18 protein-coding genes and 1 other annotated feature are annotated in these 18387 nt (G+C 38.6%); of the genes, 2 read left to right on the top strand and 16 right to left on the bottom strand.

Annotation, left to right across the window (positions count from 1 at the left end; genetic code table 11):
- Nucleotides 1-375: 375 nt before the first annotated feature.
- Nucleotides 376-601, bottom strand: a binding site (T-box leader).
- 173 nt (nucleotides 602-774) lie between these two features.
- Nucleotides 775-2424: an ATP-binding protein gene (locus tag F3D3_RS04430; protein ID WP_069871576.1), complete on the bottom strand. Its 1650-nt coding sequence runs from the start codon at nucleotides 2422-2424 to the stop codon at nucleotides 775-777.
- A 126-nt stretch (nucleotides 2425-2550) separates the two neighbouring features.
- Here F3D3_RS04430 and F3D3_RS04425 point away from each other — a divergent pair, with 126 nt between their 5' ends.
- Nucleotides 2551-3456 carry a selenium metabolism-associated LysR family transcriptional regulator gene (locus tag F3D3_RS04425; RefSeq protein WP_069871575.1) on the top strand — a complete coding sequence of 302 codons (906 nt, stop codon included), beginning with the start codon at nucleotides 2551-2553 and terminating at the stop codon, nucleotides 3454-3456.
- 78 nt (nucleotides 3457-3534) lie between these two features.
- On the opposite strand, the gene F3D3_RS04420 is transcribed toward F3D3_RS04425, so the two are convergent.
- The 12 genes from F3D3_RS04420 to F3D3_RS04365 form a co-directional block, all read right to left on the bottom strand.
- Nucleotides 3535-4692, bottom strand: coding sequence for an MFS transporter (locus tag F3D3_RS04420; protein ID WP_069871573.1), 1158 nt, complete (start codon nucleotides 4690-4692; stop codon nucleotides 3535-3537).
- 76 nt (nucleotides 4693-4768) lie between these two features.
- Complete coding sequence (gene ptsP, locus F3D3_RS04415; RefSeq protein ID WP_374700063.1) at nucleotides 4769-6469, bottom strand: phosphoenolpyruvate--protein phosphotransferase; 1701 nt, start codon at nucleotides 6467-6469, stop codon at nucleotides 4769-4771.
- 6 nt (nucleotides 6470-6475) lie between these two features.
- Complete coding sequence (locus F3D3_RS04410; protein ID WP_084388818.1) at nucleotides 6476-6727, bottom strand: HPr family phosphocarrier protein; 252 nt, start codon at nucleotides 6725-6727, stop codon at nucleotides 6476-6478.
- Nucleotides 6728-6737: 10 nt separating this feature from the next.
- Complete coding sequence (gene nagB, locus F3D3_RS04405; protein ID WP_069871570.1) at nucleotides 6738-7463, bottom strand: glucosamine-6-phosphate deaminase; 726 nt, start codon at nucleotides 7461-7463, stop codon at nucleotides 6738-6740.
- Between the two features lie 24 nt (nucleotides 7464-7487).
- Nucleotides 7488-8645, bottom strand: coding sequence for an N-acetylglucosamine-6-phosphate deacetylase (gene nagA / locus F3D3_RS04400; RefSeq protein ID WP_069871568.1), 1158 nt, complete (start codon nucleotides 8643-8645; stop codon nucleotides 7488-7490).
- Nucleotides 8646-8812: 167 nt separating this feature from the next.
- Entirely contained in the window at nucleotides 8813-9913 is a 1101-nt protein-coding gene (locus F3D3_RS04395) for a DUF871 domain-containing protein (RefSeq protein ID WP_069871566.1), read from the bottom strand.
- Between the two features lie 20 nt (nucleotides 9914-9933).
- Nucleotides 9934-10458, bottom strand: a complete 525-nt coding sequence (locus tag F3D3_RS04390) for a GrdB-related putative oxidoreductase (protein WP_069871565.1) — start codon at nucleotides 10456-10458, stop codon at nucleotides 9934-9936.
- 41 nt (nucleotides 10459-10499) lie between these two features.
- Nucleotides 10500-11864 (bottom strand): PTS sugar transporter subunit IIC, encoded by a 1365-nt coding sequence (locus F3D3_RS04385; RefSeq protein WP_084388817.1) that lies wholly within the window; start codon nucleotides 11862-11864, stop codon nucleotides 10500-10502.
- A 37-nt stretch (nucleotides 11865-11901) separates the two neighbouring features.
- The gene (locus tag F3D3_RS04380) at nucleotides 11902-12225 is read right to left on the bottom strand and encodes a PTS sugar transporter subunit IIB (RefSeq protein ID WP_069871563.1); all 324 of its coding nucleotides are present in this window, start codon (nucleotides 12223-12225) and stop codon (nucleotides 11902-11904) included.
- Between the two features lie 21 nt (nucleotides 12226-12246).
- Entirely contained in the window at nucleotides 12247-12588 is a 342-nt protein-coding gene (locus F3D3_RS04375; protein WP_069871561.1) for a PTS lactose/cellobiose transporter subunit IIA, read from the bottom strand.
- A gap of 67 nt (nucleotides 12589-12655) precedes the next feature.
- Nucleotides 12656-12913 carry an HPr family phosphocarrier protein gene (locus F3D3_RS04370; protein WP_069871559.1) on the bottom strand — a complete coding sequence of 86 codons (258 nt, stop codon included), beginning with the start codon at nucleotides 12911-12913 and terminating at the stop codon, nucleotides 12656-12658.
- A gap of 263 nt (nucleotides 12914-13176) precedes the next feature.
- Entirely contained in the window at nucleotides 13177-14547 is a 1371-nt protein-coding gene (locus tag F3D3_RS04365) for an alpha-glucosidase/alpha-galactosidase (RefSeq protein ID WP_374700060.1), read from the bottom strand.
- Nucleotides 14548-14767: 220 nt separating this feature from the next.
- Between F3D3_RS04365 and F3D3_RS04360 the strand changes: the two genes are divergently transcribed.
- The gene (locus tag F3D3_RS04360; RefSeq protein ID WP_069871555.1) at nucleotides 14768-15574 is read left to right on the top strand and encodes an AraC family transcriptional regulator; all 807 of its coding nucleotides are present in this window, start codon (nucleotides 14768-14770) and stop codon (nucleotides 15572-15574) included.
- A gap of 119 nt (nucleotides 15575-15693) precedes the next feature.
- Here F3D3_RS04360 and F3D3_RS04355 read toward each other — a convergent pair whose 3' ends face one another.
- From F3D3_RS04355 to F3D3_RS04345, 3 genes are read right to left on the bottom strand one after another with little or no spacing between them, the layout of a single operon-like run.
- Nucleotides 15694-16737, bottom strand: a complete 1044-nt coding sequence (locus tag F3D3_RS04355; protein WP_069871554.1) for a PocR ligand-binding domain-containing protein — start codon at nucleotides 16735-16737, stop codon at nucleotides 15694-15696.
- A 17-nt stretch (nucleotides 16738-16754) separates the two neighbouring features.
- Nucleotides 16755-17147 carry a chemotaxis protein CheW gene (locus F3D3_RS04350; RefSeq protein ID WP_069871552.1) on the bottom strand — a complete coding sequence of 131 codons (393 nt, stop codon included), beginning with the start codon at nucleotides 17145-17147 and terminating at the stop codon, nucleotides 16755-16757.
- 12 nt (nucleotides 17148-17159) lie between these two features.
- A complete protein-coding gene (locus tag F3D3_RS04345) occupies nucleotides 17160-18251 on the bottom strand; it encodes a chemotaxis protein CheW (RefSeq protein ID WP_069871550.1) in 1092 nt (363 codons plus the stop codon).
- Nucleotides 18252-18387 lie beyond the last annotated feature (136 nt).

Genomic DNA, 18387 nt, shown 5'->3' with positions numbered 1-18387 from the left:
TGAGGTATTTTTCTTTGTCAATCGCTTGACCTATTTAAATTATACAGGAAGCTTTCTCATAAGATATCCAGTTTAAAGTGAGATGTTTATTTTCAAATATGAAACTTTAGACATCAAGCCCTCAGTTCCTTGTCAGATTGTTTTGCCAGACATGTCCTCGTCTAACCGATTTTCGCTGACACCTTTCAGCGGTTAAACATTCCGCTTCAAGTCTTTCGGCTCAAATCTTATGATCTGCTTAATCATATTTGAGCCATCTTCGTTGTCTCAAACCGATTTTCGCTGACACCTTTCAGCGGTTAAACATTCCGCTTCAAGTCTTTCGGCTCAAATCTTATGATCTACAATAAAAAAAACTCCGCCTCTTATATTTCTATAAGAGACGAAGTTTATACTCCGCGGTTCCACTCTAATTGGCTAATAGCCCACTTTCAAGCACTTGATGCCCTATCTCTATAACGGGAGATCCCGATGTAGCCTACTGTTAGTTCGGTACATTGCTCCGAAGGGCACTTCAATCAAATTTCCCTGAAAATCTTCCACCAATGATTTTCTCTCTGTGAGTTTCCTTTGACTTACTTTCCTTCTTCAACACATTTAAACTGAATCTTCAATTCCAACTGATTTAGTCGGTTATTATTTATTGTTCTTAGTTTACAGCTATAATAATCATCTGTCAACCCTCTTTTTATGAAATTTATAGACTGTGTATGAACATTTTGTGAACTCTGATGTCCACACGCTATCTTTACAACCACCTCTTTTCTTTTCGAATCACCCTAAAAGGAATTCGATCGTCTTGTTTAAAACCCGCGTTTCTATGGGTTTTTCAAGGAGTTTAAGATTGGGATGCCCTTGTTCAAGTGCATAATCTTCTTCTGTAAAGTAACCACTTATGCCGACCATTTTTATATTGGGGTATCGCTTAAATGTCTTTTCCAAAAATGCATGAAAATCCGAATGTACATTTCGATCTGTAACCAACAGTATGATTTGGTTTAAATTAAGCGTTTGCGTATCGTTGACAACTTTAACATTGCTATAGCCGTTTTCTAACAGCACCGCTTCAATGATTTCACATACAATTTCATCATCATCTAAAATCATAATCGCGTATTTTTTATTGACTTGATTCTTTTTTATGATTGGAAGCGCCACTGAGACTTTGGTGCCAATGTGAGGATGACTTTCGACTTTAATACCGCCACTATGCTTTGTGATCGTCCCATATACAGCTGAAAGACCCATCCCGTGACCTTCACCGAAGGGTTTAGTCGTATAAAAAGGTTCAAACCACTTGGTGATTTCACTCGCCATCACACCTTGACCCGAATCTTCTATTTCAACAATGCAATACGTCCCCGCTTCTAATTCCTGATAGTAAGCTGCAAGATCATCATCACTCAATAATTGCTCATAGACAGCTATGCGGATATGGCCTTCTAGTTCAATGGCTTCATAGGCATTTTTAATAATATTTAGAAATGCACTTTCAATGAAGGCTTCATCTCCCAAGACATAGCAATTAGAAGCTTTCATTGACTTTTGAATCTGAATGAGCTTATGCTCTGAGTCGTGAAAAGAAGCAAGTGCATGCTCTACAACCTTTTGTACGTTGACAAATTTTTCAAAGTGAATATTCTGATTCGAAAAAGTTAAAAGTTTATGGACCAATTCTGATGCAATGCCTGTTTGATGCAGTATTTTTTCCACGTGGATCCTAGAACTGCCTTCAGAATTTGCCAGCATAAGACTTGCATGTCCAGCGATGCCCATGAGTTGATTGTTAAAATCATGGGCTATGCCACCTGCCAATTGACCAATCGCATTCATTTTATCAGATTGCAATACTTTCTTTTCAAGATGCCTGTACTCAGTCACATCATTGACCACAATGATCCTTATATTTAAATCGCTGAAGTCTTCTATCTCGATCTTAGATATTTGATAGATGCGTTCTGCATCTGTAGCATCTTTATAAAGGCCTTCATATAAAGGAAATTTTTCATTCGCCTTCAATGTCTTTAAAATTTCAAAGTTCTCAAATTTAAAAATATGTTCTGAACGCTTACCAAATGCCTCTTCTTTGGAAACTTTGGTGTTGTCTGAGAGCCATTGATTCCAATAAGTAATCACACCTGTATCAATTTCCTCAGTCAATAGGCCAAATGGCAATTCATCAAATACCATTAAGAGCTGAGTGTTTTGTGATTTTAAATATTGCATTATTTTTTCGCGTTTTGAAATTTCATATTTGACCATAAAAATCAGTCCGCCAACAACAGCCAGACTCAAAAAATGAAATAGATCTCTGACGGGTCTATAACCTGAAATAATCATCAAAATATTGTAAGATACCGCTGTTATTAAAATGAGCACCAACAACCCCATAATAATTTTTTTTTCCTTTTTCTGCACCTTCACCGAATCACCCCTTTACTCAAGTATACGCGCTAACCTTTTAACTCAAAAGGTCTTTTTAACGCCCTTAAACGACAACTATCTAAATCATAATATGTATGGTAAAATACTCTAAAGAGGTGATTTTCAATGGATTTTAGGCAGTTAGAAGCTTTTGTAAATGTTGCTAAATACAAGAATTTTTCAAAAGCTGCCAAAGCACTTTATCTATCCCAACCCACTATAAGTTTGCATATTTCCAATCTTGAAAAAGAATTGAATTTGTCCCTTTTTGACAGAACATCAAAAGAAGTCAATTTGACGCCGAGGGGGACGGAATTTTTAAACTATGCCCTTGATATGATTAATATGAAAAATAAAGCTTTGCATCAGCTCACCGCTTCGGATATTAAAATAACAGGATCGCTACATATCTCCACTAGCTCAACACCCAATATTATTTTGTTGCCAAGAGCTATAAGTGATTTTCAAGCCATACATCCCGAAGTCCGTTTTGTCGTAGAAGAAAAAAGCTCAACGGTCATCATTGAAGATGTTTGTTCCTTGGCTGCTGATTTGGGCATTGTCGGCATGAAAGTCGAAAGCGATCGCTTTATCTGTCTACCGCTCTTTCAAGATGATTTGATTTTCATATGTCCGATGGATTCCGATATCAAAGAGGTTATATCCTACACTGAACTATTACAGTATAACCTTATTTCTAGATCAGAACAATCGGGTTCCCGTATAGATTTTCAAAGACATTTGGTCGAGCAAGGACATGATGTTTCGCTTTTAGAAACCGTTGTGGTCACAGACGATCTAGGCCTAATGCTCTCTTTAGTTTCACGAGGTGTTGGATTCGCTTATGTATCTCAAACTGTTTTTGAGGTTTTTAGTAAACAACTCCCCCTTAGAGCCTTTAAAATTAAGGGCATTCATATTGAACGCAGTATGCATCTTTTGATCAACAAGAGGCGCACACTCTCCCATGCAGCTGAAGATTTTAAACAACTGCTCCTCTCCTATTACAAGAAAGGCGACAATCATCCCTAAAACGTGACTGTCGCTCTCGTTTATTTTTGATCATGCCTTTATGGTTTTAGTATCCTAAGTCAGTTTCGCACGAACCCTCTAACTTTTTAAAGCACTTGACAACATGCCCCGAAATAGAAGGACAAGTATTAAAGGCAGCAACGCCACAAATCCATAAGTGCCGTATAAGAAGGGATACCCCAATTGATCTGCTAAGAAGCCTCCAAGAAGCGTGAAGGTAAACGTGGCAATACCACTGGAAACTGCGGAATAAATAGAAATTGCCGATGTAGAAAGTGCTTTGGGTGTCATACTTGAAATCACCTCGATAAACAGTGGAATAAAGATGCCCACAATAACGCCCCTTAAAATACTGGAGATTATAAAGATACCCCAATGGTTTCCAAAACTCAAAATACCCATTCTGAGTATAGAAACACAGTTCATCAATAACATCAACGGTACAATTCCAAAAGACCTGATTAGGCGTTTTGAATAAAAAATAAAAGGCACTTCCACACATACTGCAATAAAAGTCAAAAATCCGATCTTGGAAACAGGGATACCATGCCATCTGAAATAGAGCCCCAAATACTGCTCTCCACCAAAAAATGAACCCGAAAAGAGAAAACTGTATACTAAAATAAAAACGTATTCTTTGCGCTTAAGCAGATTCCCTAAATCTTTAAGGTAGTGCGTTCTACTCACTTTAATTTTGTGTTCTTTTATGCGACTTAGCAAGAAAAGACTCACTATAAATCCCAGCGCAGCTATATAGAATATAGACTTTAGACCCATATAAAAAACAATTTGCGCCACCATCATAGATCCGATTGCATAGCCCGCCGATCCCCATGCTCTGATACTCCCGTAAGACCCTTGCTTTGTTCTATTCACATATGCGATTGCCATGGCATCTGTCATTGGACTTTGAGCGCATAAAAAAACAGTATACAGGCAATACACCAGTATAATGGCAAGTTTGCTGGTGAAAAAAGTCATCATAAGTGCCAATATCAAATTGACACCCATGATTCCTGAAAGAAGTCTCTTTTTATGATCTGTGCGATCACTTAACGCGCCCCAGATGGGTTGAAATACCAAAGTGATTATTGGCAGAAAGGACATCAACGTGCCGATCTCCGCCAATTTAAACCCCGCTTCTTCACTGAGATAAATCGCGACCAGTGTATATACAGAAGACCATGCAAAAAAGAGAATAAAATAAAATACATAATATTGTTTATTTTCGTTCACCAAGTTGCTCCTCAAATCGTCGTATTTTCGACATCAGTATAACATACCCCCATGGTGAATACCATCATTAGATGCTTTAATGTGTAAAGGTTGCTTTTAAATAGGATTCCACTTCTTCAGAAGTGCCAAGACTCAATACATGCGCTAAGACTTCATTTAAATAGTCTAACGTATAAAGGCTCGCTATTTTTCTGGATTTAAGAATTTGTCCAGGACTCATACTGAATTCATGTAAGCCCATTGCTATGAGAATCGGAAAAATAAGTGGATTTCCAGCTACAGATCCGCACATACCTACCCATATGCCGCCTTCATTACCATTCTTAATCGTGGTGTGAACGAGACGAAGTACCGCTGGATGGTAAGGCGTGTAGAGTGCTTTTATATTTTCATTCATACGGTCCACAGCTGTGGTGTACTGAATTAAATCATTGGTCCCAATACTAAAGAAATCAACTTCCTTCGCAAGGATATCAGAAATAACTGCCGCCGCTGGAATTTCGATCATAATGCCCACTTCAACATTGGGATCATATGCAATGCGCTCAGCATCAAGTTCGGCTTTTACTTCATCCAAAAGTTTTTTAGAAGCTCTGATTTCTTCAGCAGAAGAAATCATTGGAAACATTATTTTTAGATTACCAAATACACTTGCGCGCATAAGAGCTCTCAATTGGACCTTAAACAGATCTGTCTCTACAAGGCAGTAACGAATTGCTCTGTAGCCTAGGAAGGGATTCATTTCTTCTGGGATGTTGAGATATGGGATATGCTTATCACCGCCCGCATCCAAGGTTCTAATGACCACAGGTCTTGAGCCCATCCCCTCTAAAACTGCTTTATAGGCAATAAATTGTTCCGCTTCATTAGGTGCTTCTGTTCGATTCATAAAAATAAATTCACTTCTGAATAAGCCCACACCTTCTGCGCCATTTTCTAGAGCAGGTTCCACATCGTCAGGCGATGCAATGTTGGCACCGATTTCTATGTGATGACCATCTTTAGTAACAGATGGCTCGTCTTTATAAATCAGAAGTTCTTTCTTTTTCGCTTCATACTCTACTTTTTTGAGTTCATACTCGTGTAAAGTCTCTTTATTCGGATTGATAAACACTTCTCCAGTGAAGCCATCTACGATAATAATATCGCCATCTTTTACAGCAGCTTCAATTCCATTAACGCCCATAATTGCTGGAATACCCAGTGTTCTTGCTATAATCGCGCTGTGAGATGTGCTGCCGCCGATTGCCGTTATAAACCCTTCGACTTGTTTCTTATCGATCTTAGCGGTATCAGAAGGCGTTAAATCTTTTGCAACGATCACAAGACCCGTACCTTCAAATCCAGAATCCGAAATATTTAAAAGTTTTTTAAGAATGCGCACACCAATGTCTTTGATATCCAGTGCACGTTCTCTGAAATATTCATTGTCCATGCTTTGGAATATAGCCACAAATTGGTCAATTGCAACTTGCGTTGAATATGTCGATGTTACTTTTTCCTTTTCTATAAGGTCGCAAATGGTTTTTTTAAGTTCTGGATCTTGAAGCATTGCAATATGAGCTTTAAAAATTTCCCCATGCTCTTTCCCAAGCGCTTCAACCTTTTGTTCATACTCGTTTTCGAGGTCTTTTTCTGCCGCTGCAAATGCATTTTCCAGTTTAAGAATTTCTGCATTCACATCTTCAATATACGCTTTTTTAGGCGTACTCAATTCTTTTTTGATCACAACCTTACCAATCCCATACCCATCTGACGCGCCGATTCCTCTCATAATAAACACCTATCCTTCTATTATTTTTGATAATAACTTTTCAAATTCAAATTGATTTTTCATGGGTTTAAGGTATTCGAGACTGACAATATCGCCCTTTCTCGTCTCCAATTGCATCAACCCAATAATACTACTCCCCGACGCCCTTTTGCCATTCACAACAAGGATTAACGCCCCTGAATAAAGATCCACAAGATTGACAATTTGTGTTGCAACTCTGGCGTGAATACCATAGGCATCATTAATTGTAAACTTCATCATTTACTCTTTTCTATAATAGACTTGCCGCCGCCTCATCACAAATGACCGTCACATTTGGATGGAGTTGTAAAACAGATGCCGGCAATTCTGGGATTATTTTGCCATAAATCATTTTATACACCGATTCTGCTTTTTCAGCTCCAGAGGCGAGTAAAACGATCTTCTTTGCATGCATAATGGTTTTGACACCCATGCTGATGGCCTTTTTAGGCACTTCTTCAATGGCATCGAAAAATCTAGAATTGTCTTCGATGGTCTGCTCATCTAAAAAAACCACATGCGTTCTTGCTTCAAACTTCAAATCAGGCTCATTAAATCCAATATGTCCATTACGGCCAATGCCCAAAATTTGAAGATCAAGGCCACCCGATTTTGCAATGCGTGTCTCATATTCCAAGCACTCTTTGTCAATATCCTCGGCAAGACCATTGGGCATGTTGATATTACTCGGTGCAATATTCACGTGATTAAAGAGATGGTGTTGCATGTAATAGATATAACTTTGATCACTTTCACCTCCTAATCCAATATATTCATCCAAATTAAAACTGGTCACTTTTTCAAAATCAACAATGCCATTGTGATACATTTTAACAATTTCTGAATACATACCCTCTGGTGTTGATCCCGTCGCCAGTCCCAAAATACTCTCTGGCTTTAAAATCACTTGACTTGCCACGAATTGAGCTGCCTTAAAACTCAACTCTCTGTAACTCTTTACTTTTATAATCTCCATATATGCCTCCTATAGACCTTGATTTCAAATGCCATCCGCAAAGGTTTGAATTACATTGAACTGCTCGTCTAAAATATTGATGTCAGCTACTTTACCAATGTTTAAACTGCCATACTGCCCATCCACGCCAATCACTTTTGCGGGATTTAAAGAAGCTAAATTAAAAATTTCATATAACGGCAAATCTGTATTTTTAGCGAAGTTTTGAACGGCCTTGTTCATGGTGAGCACACTGCCCGCCAAAGTGCCGTCTTTAAGGCGACAAGAACCGTCTTTGACGATGACATCTTGCCCGCCAAGATCGTAGTGCCCATCTGCAAGACCACCTGCTCTCATACTATCTGTAATCAAAACAAGTTTATCCCGATCCACACATCGACTCAACCCTTTAAACAAACCCTTGTGGACATGAATTTCATCTGCAATAAGCTCTGCTGTAAAAGGTTCGCTTAACAGGGCACCAATGACGCCTGGTTCTCTGTGATGAAGCGGTGGCATGGCATTAAAACAATGTGTTATATGGGTGACACCATTTTCAAATGCAGACATCGCCGTTTCAAAATCACTGTTTGTATGTCCAATACTCAATTTAACATTTGGATAGGCCTTCATTTTCTCAATAAAATCAAAGTTTGCATCGTTTTCGGGTGCAATCGTGATGATTTTGATAATATCCAAATAGGGTTTAATGAGTTCAAAATTGGGCGGCACGACGTAGTTTCCATTTTGTGCCCCTTTTTTCGCCACATTGATAAACGGACCTTCAAGGTGAACCCCTAAAAGCCTAGCGGTCTTTTGAGTCGAAGGATTCTCCATGCGCGCTTTAACAATAGCCAGTGCTCTTTTTATAGAATCACTTGGCATGGTCATGGTGGTGGCTAAAAAGCGCGTTACACCACTTTGAAAAATGGTACTTGAGAGTGTTTCAATCGCTTCTTGAGTCCCATCCATTGTATCACTGCCACCCGCACCGTGCACATGGATGTCCACAAATCCTGGCCCCACAAGGCGGCCTCTGGCTTCTATGACCTCGACATCCCGCTCAGTCAAACCCAGTTTATCCATTTCAACTTCATAATTTGTCATGGGTCCAAATGCCACGATCTTATCTGTAAACATAAGATAACCGTCTTCAATCCATTGATCCTCTAAAAGAATTTTGCCATTAATAATGGCTCTCATAACATTCACCTCTCTTATATAGATTCATAAGTCGATTTTAGATTTTTAAAATAATATTCTACTCATTTAATAGTAACTCTTTCAGAAACGAAAATAAACCTTTTTGAAGGGTATTCATCAAATAATTGACTCTACCCTTAAAAAGGTTGGCTTCTTGCTCTAAAGCCCTAAGATTTAAATTTTGGGATCAAAGCAAAAAGATATTCTGGTTTGAGAAATTGAAGTAGCATCAATTCTTCGCTTTCAATTCTGCCCACATAATTTCGCTCACCAGTGTTGGGCATACACGTTCTAACGATTTGTAATTCTCCTCTGTAATGTTTCAAATTATCGTTGACGACGAGTACATCCCCCTTTTGAAATTCTTTTTGATCACAGGGTCTACAGGGAATTGAAACTTGTTTGTAAGTTTCTCTTGTGATACTGCTTCGAATCATATATTCTGAGGTATCCACTCGATCAAAATGGACAAAATGATTTATGATCTTGTTTTCAATTTCTGTGAGCTCTGCGATCGGTTCCATTTTTATCGTGATTTTGGACAGGTCTACGGCCGACATTGCCTTAAGCTCTTGAGGTGTTGCATATGCATTTCCGATAAGGATATCATCAATACCACCTGTTGCCAGTAAAAATCTCGTCTGAAAATCTATGGGAAGGCCTCTCAAAAGTTCACAAGTTGGCAAGCCCTCATAGACTTCCCATGGGCCAAAAGTCTTTTCATTATTGCTGGAAACAAATGCTGAAACAGAAAGTCCCATCGCTTTGTACTTATTCGTAAAAGTCATAAACCGCTCATAACTTAGCCCCGTGTACTTTTGAGGATAAAAATTATGACATACCACCATATTGTGCGAATCAGCGCCTCTCTCCATCATTAAATCAAGTGCCGCATTTGAACTCCCGTTAAATTCAATGAGAATCCCGTAGGCATTATGCGTTATGGCGATGTCTTCACGGTCGCTAAAATGACCATCAAGCCTTACGATATCCACACCCATATCCGAAAATGGCTTTAAATCAAGTGGCGTTGCCCCAAGATGTGTAAAGACTTCTGGATTTGTATCCACGCCCACTATATAGCCTAGTTCGTGGGCATATCTTACAAATTCTCCGAATTCACTTATAATCTCCTCTTTGGGCTTTTGCACTGACAATAAACACGTGAAAATTCTTGAAAAACCAAAACTTGCTGCTAACCGCATATATTCATAGTCTTTTTCTTTTGTTGAGTGCTCTGGATATATTGAAATTCCAAATCTATGCATTTCTAAACTCCTTTTGGGCTCTAAAAACAATACGTCTTGATTTCATCTGGGTTCACTTCTTTTCTAGCCATTTGCCCTGCCACAGTACACAAATTTTCAAGTGCCTTATTGAGCTCTGCTTCACCCTTCCTCGGACATTTCACAATGTGTATTTCAGCCTTATGAGCCCTGATTATGGCTTCATTTTCTTTTGCCATAGAAGCGATTGCAGGTACACTGGTGGTTTGATTGATGGCCACTGCAAGTTCCGCACACATCATCGCGTAATCGGAATAATCAAATGCAGGCCCACAGATCACGATGTCCGGCTTTAATTGCTCCAATTTCTCGCAGATTTTTTGGCTGACCTTTGTTTTGTTTTCAAGATAGGTGCCAGTTCCACAATATAGGCAAGCTACAACTTTTAAATCATTCGCTTTTAAAAATTTTTCCATCATAACACTGGGACCAATTGAAGTATTTTTACCCCCTAAAGGCAGCATTTTATCATCTTTTGTGCCCATGCCAGATTGAATCTGATCGTAAATCGCAATTACTTTAAGCATCTTTTCCTCTCAGTCTTTACAATTATGCTCGTGTTTCGTTTTTAGTCTTCAAAAGATAAATCATCAAGTGAAATTTCATCTTCGCCTGCAAGTTCAAATTTTTCTTCTTCTAAGATATAACTTTTATCCATTGTTTTAATGAAAGGTAAATAGATAAATATCCCCAAAGTGATTAATACGATTTGCAGCACAGACCCTTGCCATCCCGATGATAAGAATCCCGAAATAATAGGCGGTGTCGTCCATGGCATTACAACGCCATTACAAATTGGAACCAACCCCACTTTCATGGTCATATAGCTAATCACAATATTGATTAAAGGCACCCCGATAAATGGGATGGCTATAATTGGATTCAGCACTACTGGGAGTCCAAATATAACCGGTTCATTAATGCCAAATATACTCGGAATGATGGCAAGCTTTCCTAATTCTTTTATACGCTTAGACTTACAGAAGAAAAACATTGCGATCAATAAAGACAATGTAGAGCCTCCACCACCATATGTGGCAAATAAGTCTTGGAATTGAACGTTGATAATATGTGGTAATGGTGACCCCGCCGATAGAGCTGCTAAATTTTCAGCTGAAAGCGTGTACAAAATAGGTCTAAAAACAGAATCTGTAATATTGGTCCCATGAATCCCGAACATCCACAAAATATGTGCAAACAGGTAAACGCCTAACATGGTGCCTAAAGAGTCTCCAATGTTTTGAAGCGGCATTTGGAGGACCGTAAAAATGAAATTGAATGCATTTCCAAATGAGGTGAATGAAAACCCAATTTGAATGAAGAAAAATACAACGGCTACAACGCCCACAGGTACTAATGATGAAAACGCTTGTGCTACTGTGGGTGGCACACCGTGTGGCATCTTGATAACCCAGCCTTTTGCCTCAATTTTCTTGTAGATATTAACGGCTACAAAAGAACTGATAATGCCTAGAAATATGCCTTTTGAGCCGACCCAATCTAGCGGTACACTTGCAACGCTGAGAATTTCACCCGTGCTCTCTACCGTTACCGTCGTTGTAAACGGCATGAGCATAAACCAGCTCATAAGCGCTACCGCTGCACCAAATATAGGATTTGTTTTTTCGCGTTTTGCGAAATTAAAACCAATACCCATGACAATGAATATCGCCATTATAGAATAAGTTGCATTTGTAACAACTGAAAAATACGATGCGATCGTCACCCCATTCACCGATGTATTTCTCAATAAACTCATCCATGCTGGAATTGGGAAATTGGAGATTAACATAAAAAACGATCCTATGATCAGTAAAGGCATGCCGATCAAGAAGCCATCACGGATGGACATTAAATATTTATTCTCACTGATCATTCTAGCAATTGGAATTAGCTTTGACTCAAATTTGTTCATAAATTTAGATTCTTTCATTTTAACTTTCCCCCCTTTTATCTGTTATGCTCTGATTTTACTCGACACCCTGTTTAATCAGTTGTACCGCTTGCTTCAATACATTTGCCCCATTGATCATGCCATAATCTTTAGCATCTATCAGTCCAACCGGGGTCTTTAATAGATTGTACTTATTCTTTGTTTCTTCATAGATAAATCTTACTTGCGGCCCTATTAAAATACATTCTGGATGCTCGCGATTATAAATTTCATCCATTTCAGTCAAAGAGAATGCTTTCACCTCAACCTCTAAATTATGCGCATCTGCAACTTCCTGCATTTTACTTGCAAGGATGCTGGTTGACATGCCCGCACTACAAAATAGATATATTTTCTTCATTGCGTGCCTCCCTTTTTAGAATCACTTGATAAGTGTCTTAACAATTTTTTCAAGTTCAAATACCTTTTGATAAAGCTCTAAGTACTCTTTAGCCATAATTTTAAAGGTTTCTGCGTTCATGAGCTGATCTTCGGCGTGCATGACCAATACCATTTTAGTTGTTGAATCCAAAGGCTCCGTCGTTTGAAGTAGGTTGAAATGTGCTTTATGCCCCTTTAAAAGACCGTCTTCACCTTCTTTCATCAACGCTTCGACGTCTGCATTCTTACCCTTTTTCACAGCTTGTATTGCCTCAATATAGCTTGATTTCGCAATACCTGCATTGGTTATGATTTCAAAACATTGCAATTCTAAATTTTCCATATGTGATCGAACCCTTCTTTTTATGTCTTATAAGATAAAATTCATGATATTCTGATGAATAACCTTGCTACAACCCTGCTTCAAATAAAGCTTCTAATGCGTTAACCGCTTCATGCTCATCCGTGCCTTCTGCCGTAATACGGATGGTATCTCCTGTTAAAACGCCAAGTCCAAGAACACCCATGATGCTCTTGCCATTAACAGAAACATCGCCTTTATTCAATTTGATATCACTTTTAAATTTAGAAGCTTCACTGACTAATTGACTTGCTGGTCTTGCATGCAATCCTGTTGCACTGTTCACCGTTACTGAAAATTCTTTCACACTAACACCTCCTTTGCACACTATATTAACGCATATATCGTGCCAAAGTTAAATCTATGTTATTTTTTTGTTTAACAAATCTTCTCAACCATTGATTTTTGAACCCATTTTTTTAAAGACATAAAAATAACACACAAAAAGACAACAGTTACCGTGTAACTTTTGCCTTTTTGTGTGTATTTCAATGCGCAATAGTGTGTAATTTTATGCTTTATGTGTATTTTATGCAAATTAGTGTGCAATTACACACTGTCGATTGTTTGTCATTTTAAACACCAGTCTTCAAGATAAGAACTTGTGTTTCTGATCATTTTTTCAAACAATTCTCTGCCTTCATTTGCATCCAGTGTCATCAAAGGCTCATTCATAAAAACATGAAAAACTTGCTCTTTATCTTTTTCAAGAATTGCTTTCACTAAGTTTTCTTGATTCAATACATGTCTGTTCACGAGTGAATGCACTGCATAAGGAAGAGCACCTGCACATATGGCCTGCACTGAATTGGTTGTAAACAGAGCATTTGTTTCCACGATTGCACCGAGTGGCAAATTTGAAATCTGACCTGTATTGGGGATGTTCACATTTGTAACTAAGGGTTCAATGCCCAATAACGCTTTGATCTGTTTAACACCGTCTTCACCCGTCTCAGTTACAACCACTTCTTTCTCACCAGAATAGAGACATTGACTCTCTTCTATGAGTTGTTGTCGATTCTCTTTTCGCCACGAAACAGGTGTAAGGGTGAACTTCCACGATTGTGCTATTTCAGGTGTTTTTAGATACCAAGGGGGCATAAATTCTGCAAGATGCCGATCTCCAGCAGCTGCAATTATGCCATATCGCTTAAACAAATCGAATTTCACACGATTTGCACTTTCAAAAAAACTATTGAGCCAATGATCATCGCCTGCTACTTGGTACCCTTCGTTATAATACCGATCAACAAATTGCTCATATAAGGGCATCAAATCTGTTCCCTTATAGTATGCGCTATCAATCCAAGTAAAATGATTAATACCTTTAACATTAATTTTAATCTCTTCTCTTGAAATCTCTTTTATGCCTTCCATTTCCTCTAACATACTCGCGAGCAATCTCTGAGTCCCAAACACTTCGTGGCAACATCCAAATGCCTTGATCTTTGGAAAGACGCTGTAAAGCGTTTTCATACAAAGTGTCATGGGATTGGTATAGTTAATCACCCATGCATCCGATGCATACGCTTTTATATTTTCTGCTATATCAACATACATCGGTATTGTTCTAAGCGCTCTAATGACCCCACCCGGTCCACAAGTATCTCCCACGGACTGATAAATCTTGTAAGCTTCTGGTGTATGTACATCGGATGCCATTTCTTCGAAAGTTCCTGGCAAAATAGAAATGATGATAAAATCCGAACCTTCAAGCGCCTCTTGCAAGGTTTCCACAGCTCTGTAATGCCACTTGCCTACAACATCTGGTCTCTGACTCAGTTTATTGCCTATGATTTCATTGCTCTTAGAAGCCTCTTGATCAATATCATATAGTTTTATTTCTCCAGAAATTGCCCCCTCCATTGCAAGATCACTCATTAAACGCCATGCCCAACCGCGAGAGCCCCCGCCAATATAAGCGATTTTTATATCCGCCACTTTGTTCTCCTTCAAATATCGCATCTCTTATTCCTTTCCTGTAATTTTTTCAACCTGCATGCATAACCTCTACTCACTTCTTGATTATTTTATATCCTAATCTCATTTTAGAACAAATTTACTATGAAATATCGCACTTATTTAGTTTTTGATATTATTTTGGTATAATATTGTGGTAGTGTTGGACTAAAATACTTGTTAACAAAAGGGGGCTATACATTTGAACTACATAAGAACCGAGCGCACCACAGAAATTTATCAAATGAACGCTACGCATTTTCACGATTCCATAGAGCTCTATTATCAAGTTACGGGAGAAAAAGAGTACTTTATTAAAGATCGCACCTATCACATTATTCCTGGCGATTTGATTTTTATAGCCGAAAATACACTGCATAAAACTTTTGTAGGTTCCAAGGGCCCTATGGACAGAATTCTTGTTGAAATCCATCGTCAAGCATTATTAAAAAACTATGCGAATCTCAATTTAAGGCCGTTGTTTCATATTTTCGATCAAAAAAGCAGTGTGTTTAGACTGCCACTTAAAATTCAACATGAGGTCTATCGTTTATTGAGCGCTCTAGATGCATGTGAATCTATGGACACTCCCCTCTATCCCGTAAACACACTTAAAGTCGCACGACTTATAGAATTACTACACTATCTAAATATCACTTTCAAGCAAATGCCTAGGCTCACTGAGAATCACTGTAACCTCCACACTAACAAAATCTTTAAATATGTCAATCACCATTATGCAGAGACGCTCACGCTAGAGCGTTTATCTGCGCAATTTGGACTTAACAAGTACTATCTCTGCAAAATTTTTAAGGAAAGCTCTGGCTTTACCCTCACTGAATATCAAAATACGATTCGTATAAAAAAAGCGGTTGAGCTCTTACAGCACACCCCCTTAAACATCACCGAAATCTCTGAAAAAATCGGATATAACGACAGCTCTTACTTTGGAAAAGTCTTTAAAAGATACATGAAGGTCTCACCGCTGAAGTTCAGGAAACACTTATAGGAAACACTTATAAATGAATGCTATAGACTTTCACCCATTGGATTACGCCCATGCAAATTGCACATAAAAAGCACCCTTATCATTGCACGGACAGGATAAGGATGCTTAAAAACTTCTACCTATTTGGTATTCGTCATTGAATTCAAATTGTCTGCAAGAATCGTCATTTCCATGATGCTAGCAGTCGCTTCTTCTATAGCTGCCGTCTGTTGCTCAGTCGTTAGAAGTGTCGCATTTGAAGTTTTAATGGTACTGTCTACAGACCCTTCAATACTCTTTGTCAGTTCTTCAATTTTTATCGCTGTATCTTTTGAATTCATGGATAGCGTTCTAATTTCAGTTGCGACCACGCCAAAACCTCTGCCCGCTTCTCCTACTCTGGCAGCTTCAATCGCCGCATTTAACCCTAGCATTTTCGTCTCATCAGCGATACTCTTGATGGAGTCCAATATCGAATTGATCTCATTGGATACTTTTTTGACATTGAGGATTTCATCACTGAGCGAATGTTGATTGGAAGTCACCTCCACAGAAGAAGCGGTGAGTTCTTCCATAGTTGCTGCGATTTGAGTTACATTTTCAGAGAGTTCCTGCGACATATGACTAAGCCTCAATTGCTCATAGCCCGTTTTTGAAAGTGCATTTGTAACAATATAGAGGACTTCTGCTGCTGCAGTGACATTTTTTTCTTCTGTCTTGTATACATCTTTGGAAGCATTGACATAGCCCTGAGGATCAACCCCTATCTCAATTGCTGTTTTTCTAAACTTCTCCTCGCCTGGATCTGATGTTAAAATTTGTCCCCCAAGGATTGTCCCTAGCAAATGTCCTTCAACCATAATGGGTGCCGCAAAGTCAATAAGGCCTGCGTGACATGTGAATACATAAGGTTTCCCTGTTTGTGCAGCAACTTCTCCGGCTTTACGATGTGACTCTGCACATCTGTCATCCCCTACTTTAGTGGAATGTGTGAAATCCATACAGAATTTTGTGTATGAACTTTCTGCAGTGACAGGAGCTCCATTTTTATCAACCGTTACACTTGCAATATTCATCCCAATTGCAAAATTATCTTGGAACATCTGAAGTACCTTTATATCGATGACATCCTTAATCTCTAACACGTCTATATCCAAATTACCATTTCTCAACATCTTGATCATTTTTATGCCCCCCTGAATTAATATAGTTTGTTAAGTTGATTTTCATTTAATAACATGACTACCCTACCGTTTATCTTGACCACAGATACCTCTTTATCATCATCCACAAATTCAAGATTTTGCTCGTCAATATCAACAACATCCTCTATATCTGTCACTGCAAGTGCTATTTTTTCTCCACGTACTGTAATAATAATGAGCTTCTTGAGCACCTCATGGCTGATCATTTGCTTGACGATCTTGCTTGTATCCATAACGGTAATGATGTGACCACGACTGCTTATGAGACCCATGATTTCTTTTCTGGCTTTTGGAATATAGGTCATCGTCTCTAGCTTTTCGATGGTGTCAACCCGATTGATTTCAATCGCATATTCCTTTTCTTTTATGATGAATATTAATATTTGCATAAGTCCCCCTTCCTAAGCATTTTTAATTAGGGCTGGTACATCCAGTACAAGTGTCACCTTGCCATCCCCTAACACCGTGGTGCCACGAAACGCTTTGACCTCTTTTATCGTTGGTGGTTTTGCTTTTACCACCATATCCACTTGATCAATAACAGAGTCCACCAGTAATGCCAGCATCTCATCTTTAACGCGAACGATTACGATTGCAGATAATGCGCCTGAAGATTCAATATTTAAGCGCTCTGCAATATTTTCAACCGGAATGGCTCGGTCCAAATATAGAATCATGTTTTGATGAAAGGCTTGTTGCTGTTTCACATTTTTGGAATTCATAATGGTTTCAATAAAATCAGTCGGTATAGCATATGCCTGATCACCGCACTGAATGAGCATTCCAGTCATAATAGAGGATGCAACGGGTATCTCAATATCAAGACGCATAAGCTGCTCTGCTTCTGCTACTATTTTGATGCTACCACCTGAATATTCAAGGTCTTCTCTTAACTCAATCAAGTCATTGAGTACGTGATTGCAATTGTTTTCTGTGAGGGTTTCTACCGCCTTTTCCTCATCGAGAACCGTCAGTTCAAGTGTGTCTGCTTTTGCAATAGTGCTGACCGCTGTACTGGTTTTATCTCTCCCACTGCGCTCAACGCCTATCGAAAACACTTTATCATCTGAATAAGCAATCACCTTAATTTGATCTAAGTCATGACTGGGTTCATTATCAAAGAGGTCTTTGATAAAACCCGCTACGATATTGTGAATATGATCCAGCTGCGAAGCTTCAATTTCTGTCTTTAACCCCTCAAAGACAAAATCAACTTTCATTTGTCGTGCCTCGGCTTCTTTTTTTACAAGATTGCCCAATGAATCCTTAATGGTTTCAAGTCTTGCAAGTCCAATATTTTTTACATTGCTCTGAATTTCCGAAACGATTCTCAATTCTTGATCTAGCACTTTATTATATGAGATTTCAGTGTCGCCATTTTTGATTTTTTCGATGCTCACTTTATTGATCACAAGTTCTTCAACCAAGTTGATAATTTCAGTTAAGTTTTTTCGACTTACTGTCAGTGTTTCAGAAACATATTTTTCGCCCATTTGTTTCCCCCCTTCACGCTTTTACTAATTATACCCTGAAATTGTTTCTTCTAAACCTCAAAACCAATATAGCAAAAGCCCTAATTGACAGATTGATGTCAACTAAGGCTTCCTTTGTGTCTTTAACGACTTTAGT

This window comes from Fusibacter sp. 3D3, assembly GCF_001748365.1.
GTDB lineage: Bacteria > Bacillota > Clostridia > Peptostreptococcales > Acidaminobacteraceae > Fusibacter_A.
The sequence above is the reverse complement of the archived record's forward strand: the minus strand, read 5'-3'. Positions and strand labels throughout refer to the sequence as shown.

Excerpts from the sequence above, each read along its gene's own strand:
- F3D3_RS04425 (WP_069871575.1), top strand. The coding sequence starts at position 2,551 with ATGGATTTTAGGCAGTTAGAAGCTTTTGTAAATGTTGCTAAATACAAG.
- F3D3_RS04410 (WP_084388818.1), bottom strand. The coding sequence starts at position 6,727 with ATGATGAAGTTTACAATTAATGATGCCTATGGTATTCACGCCAGAGTT.
- nagB (WP_069871570.1), bottom strand. The coding sequence starts at position 7,463 with ATGGAGATTATAAAAGTAAAGAGTTACAGAGAGTTGAGTTTTAAGGCA.
- nagA (WP_069871568.1), bottom strand. The coding sequence starts at position 8,645 with ATGAGAGCCATTATTAATGGCAAAATTCTTTTAGAGGATCAATGGATT.
- F3D3_RS04395 (WP_069871566.1), bottom strand. The coding sequence starts at position 9,913 with ATGCATAGATTTGGAATTTCAATATATCCAGAGCACTCAACAAAAGAA.
- F3D3_RS04390 (WP_069871565.1), bottom strand. The coding sequence starts at position 10,458 with ATGCTTAAAGTAATTGCGATTTACGATCAGATTCAATCTGGCATGGGC.
- F3D3_RS04385 (WP_084388817.1), bottom strand. The coding sequence starts at position 11,864 with ATGAAAGAATCTAAATTTATGAACAAATTTGAGTCAAAGCTAATTCCA.
- F3D3_RS04380 (WP_069871563.1), bottom strand. The coding sequence starts at position 12,225 with ATGAAGAAAATATATCTATTTTGTAGTGCGGGCATGTCAACCAGCATC.
- F3D3_RS04375 (WP_069871561.1), bottom strand. The coding sequence starts at position 12,588 with ATGGAAAATTTAGAATTGCAATGTTTTGAAATCATAACCAATGCAGGT.
- F3D3_RS04355 (WP_069871554.1), bottom strand. The coding sequence starts at position 16,737 with ATGATCAAGATGTTGAGAAATGGTAATTTGGATATAGACGTGTTAGAG.
- F3D3_RS04350 (WP_069871552.1), bottom strand. The coding sequence starts at position 17,147 with ATGCAAATATTAATATTCATCATAAAAGAAAAGGAATATGCGATTGAA.
- F3D3_RS04345 (WP_069871550.1), bottom strand. The coding sequence starts at position 18,251 with ATGGGCGAAAAATATGTTTCTGAAACACTGACAGTAAGTCGAAAAAAC.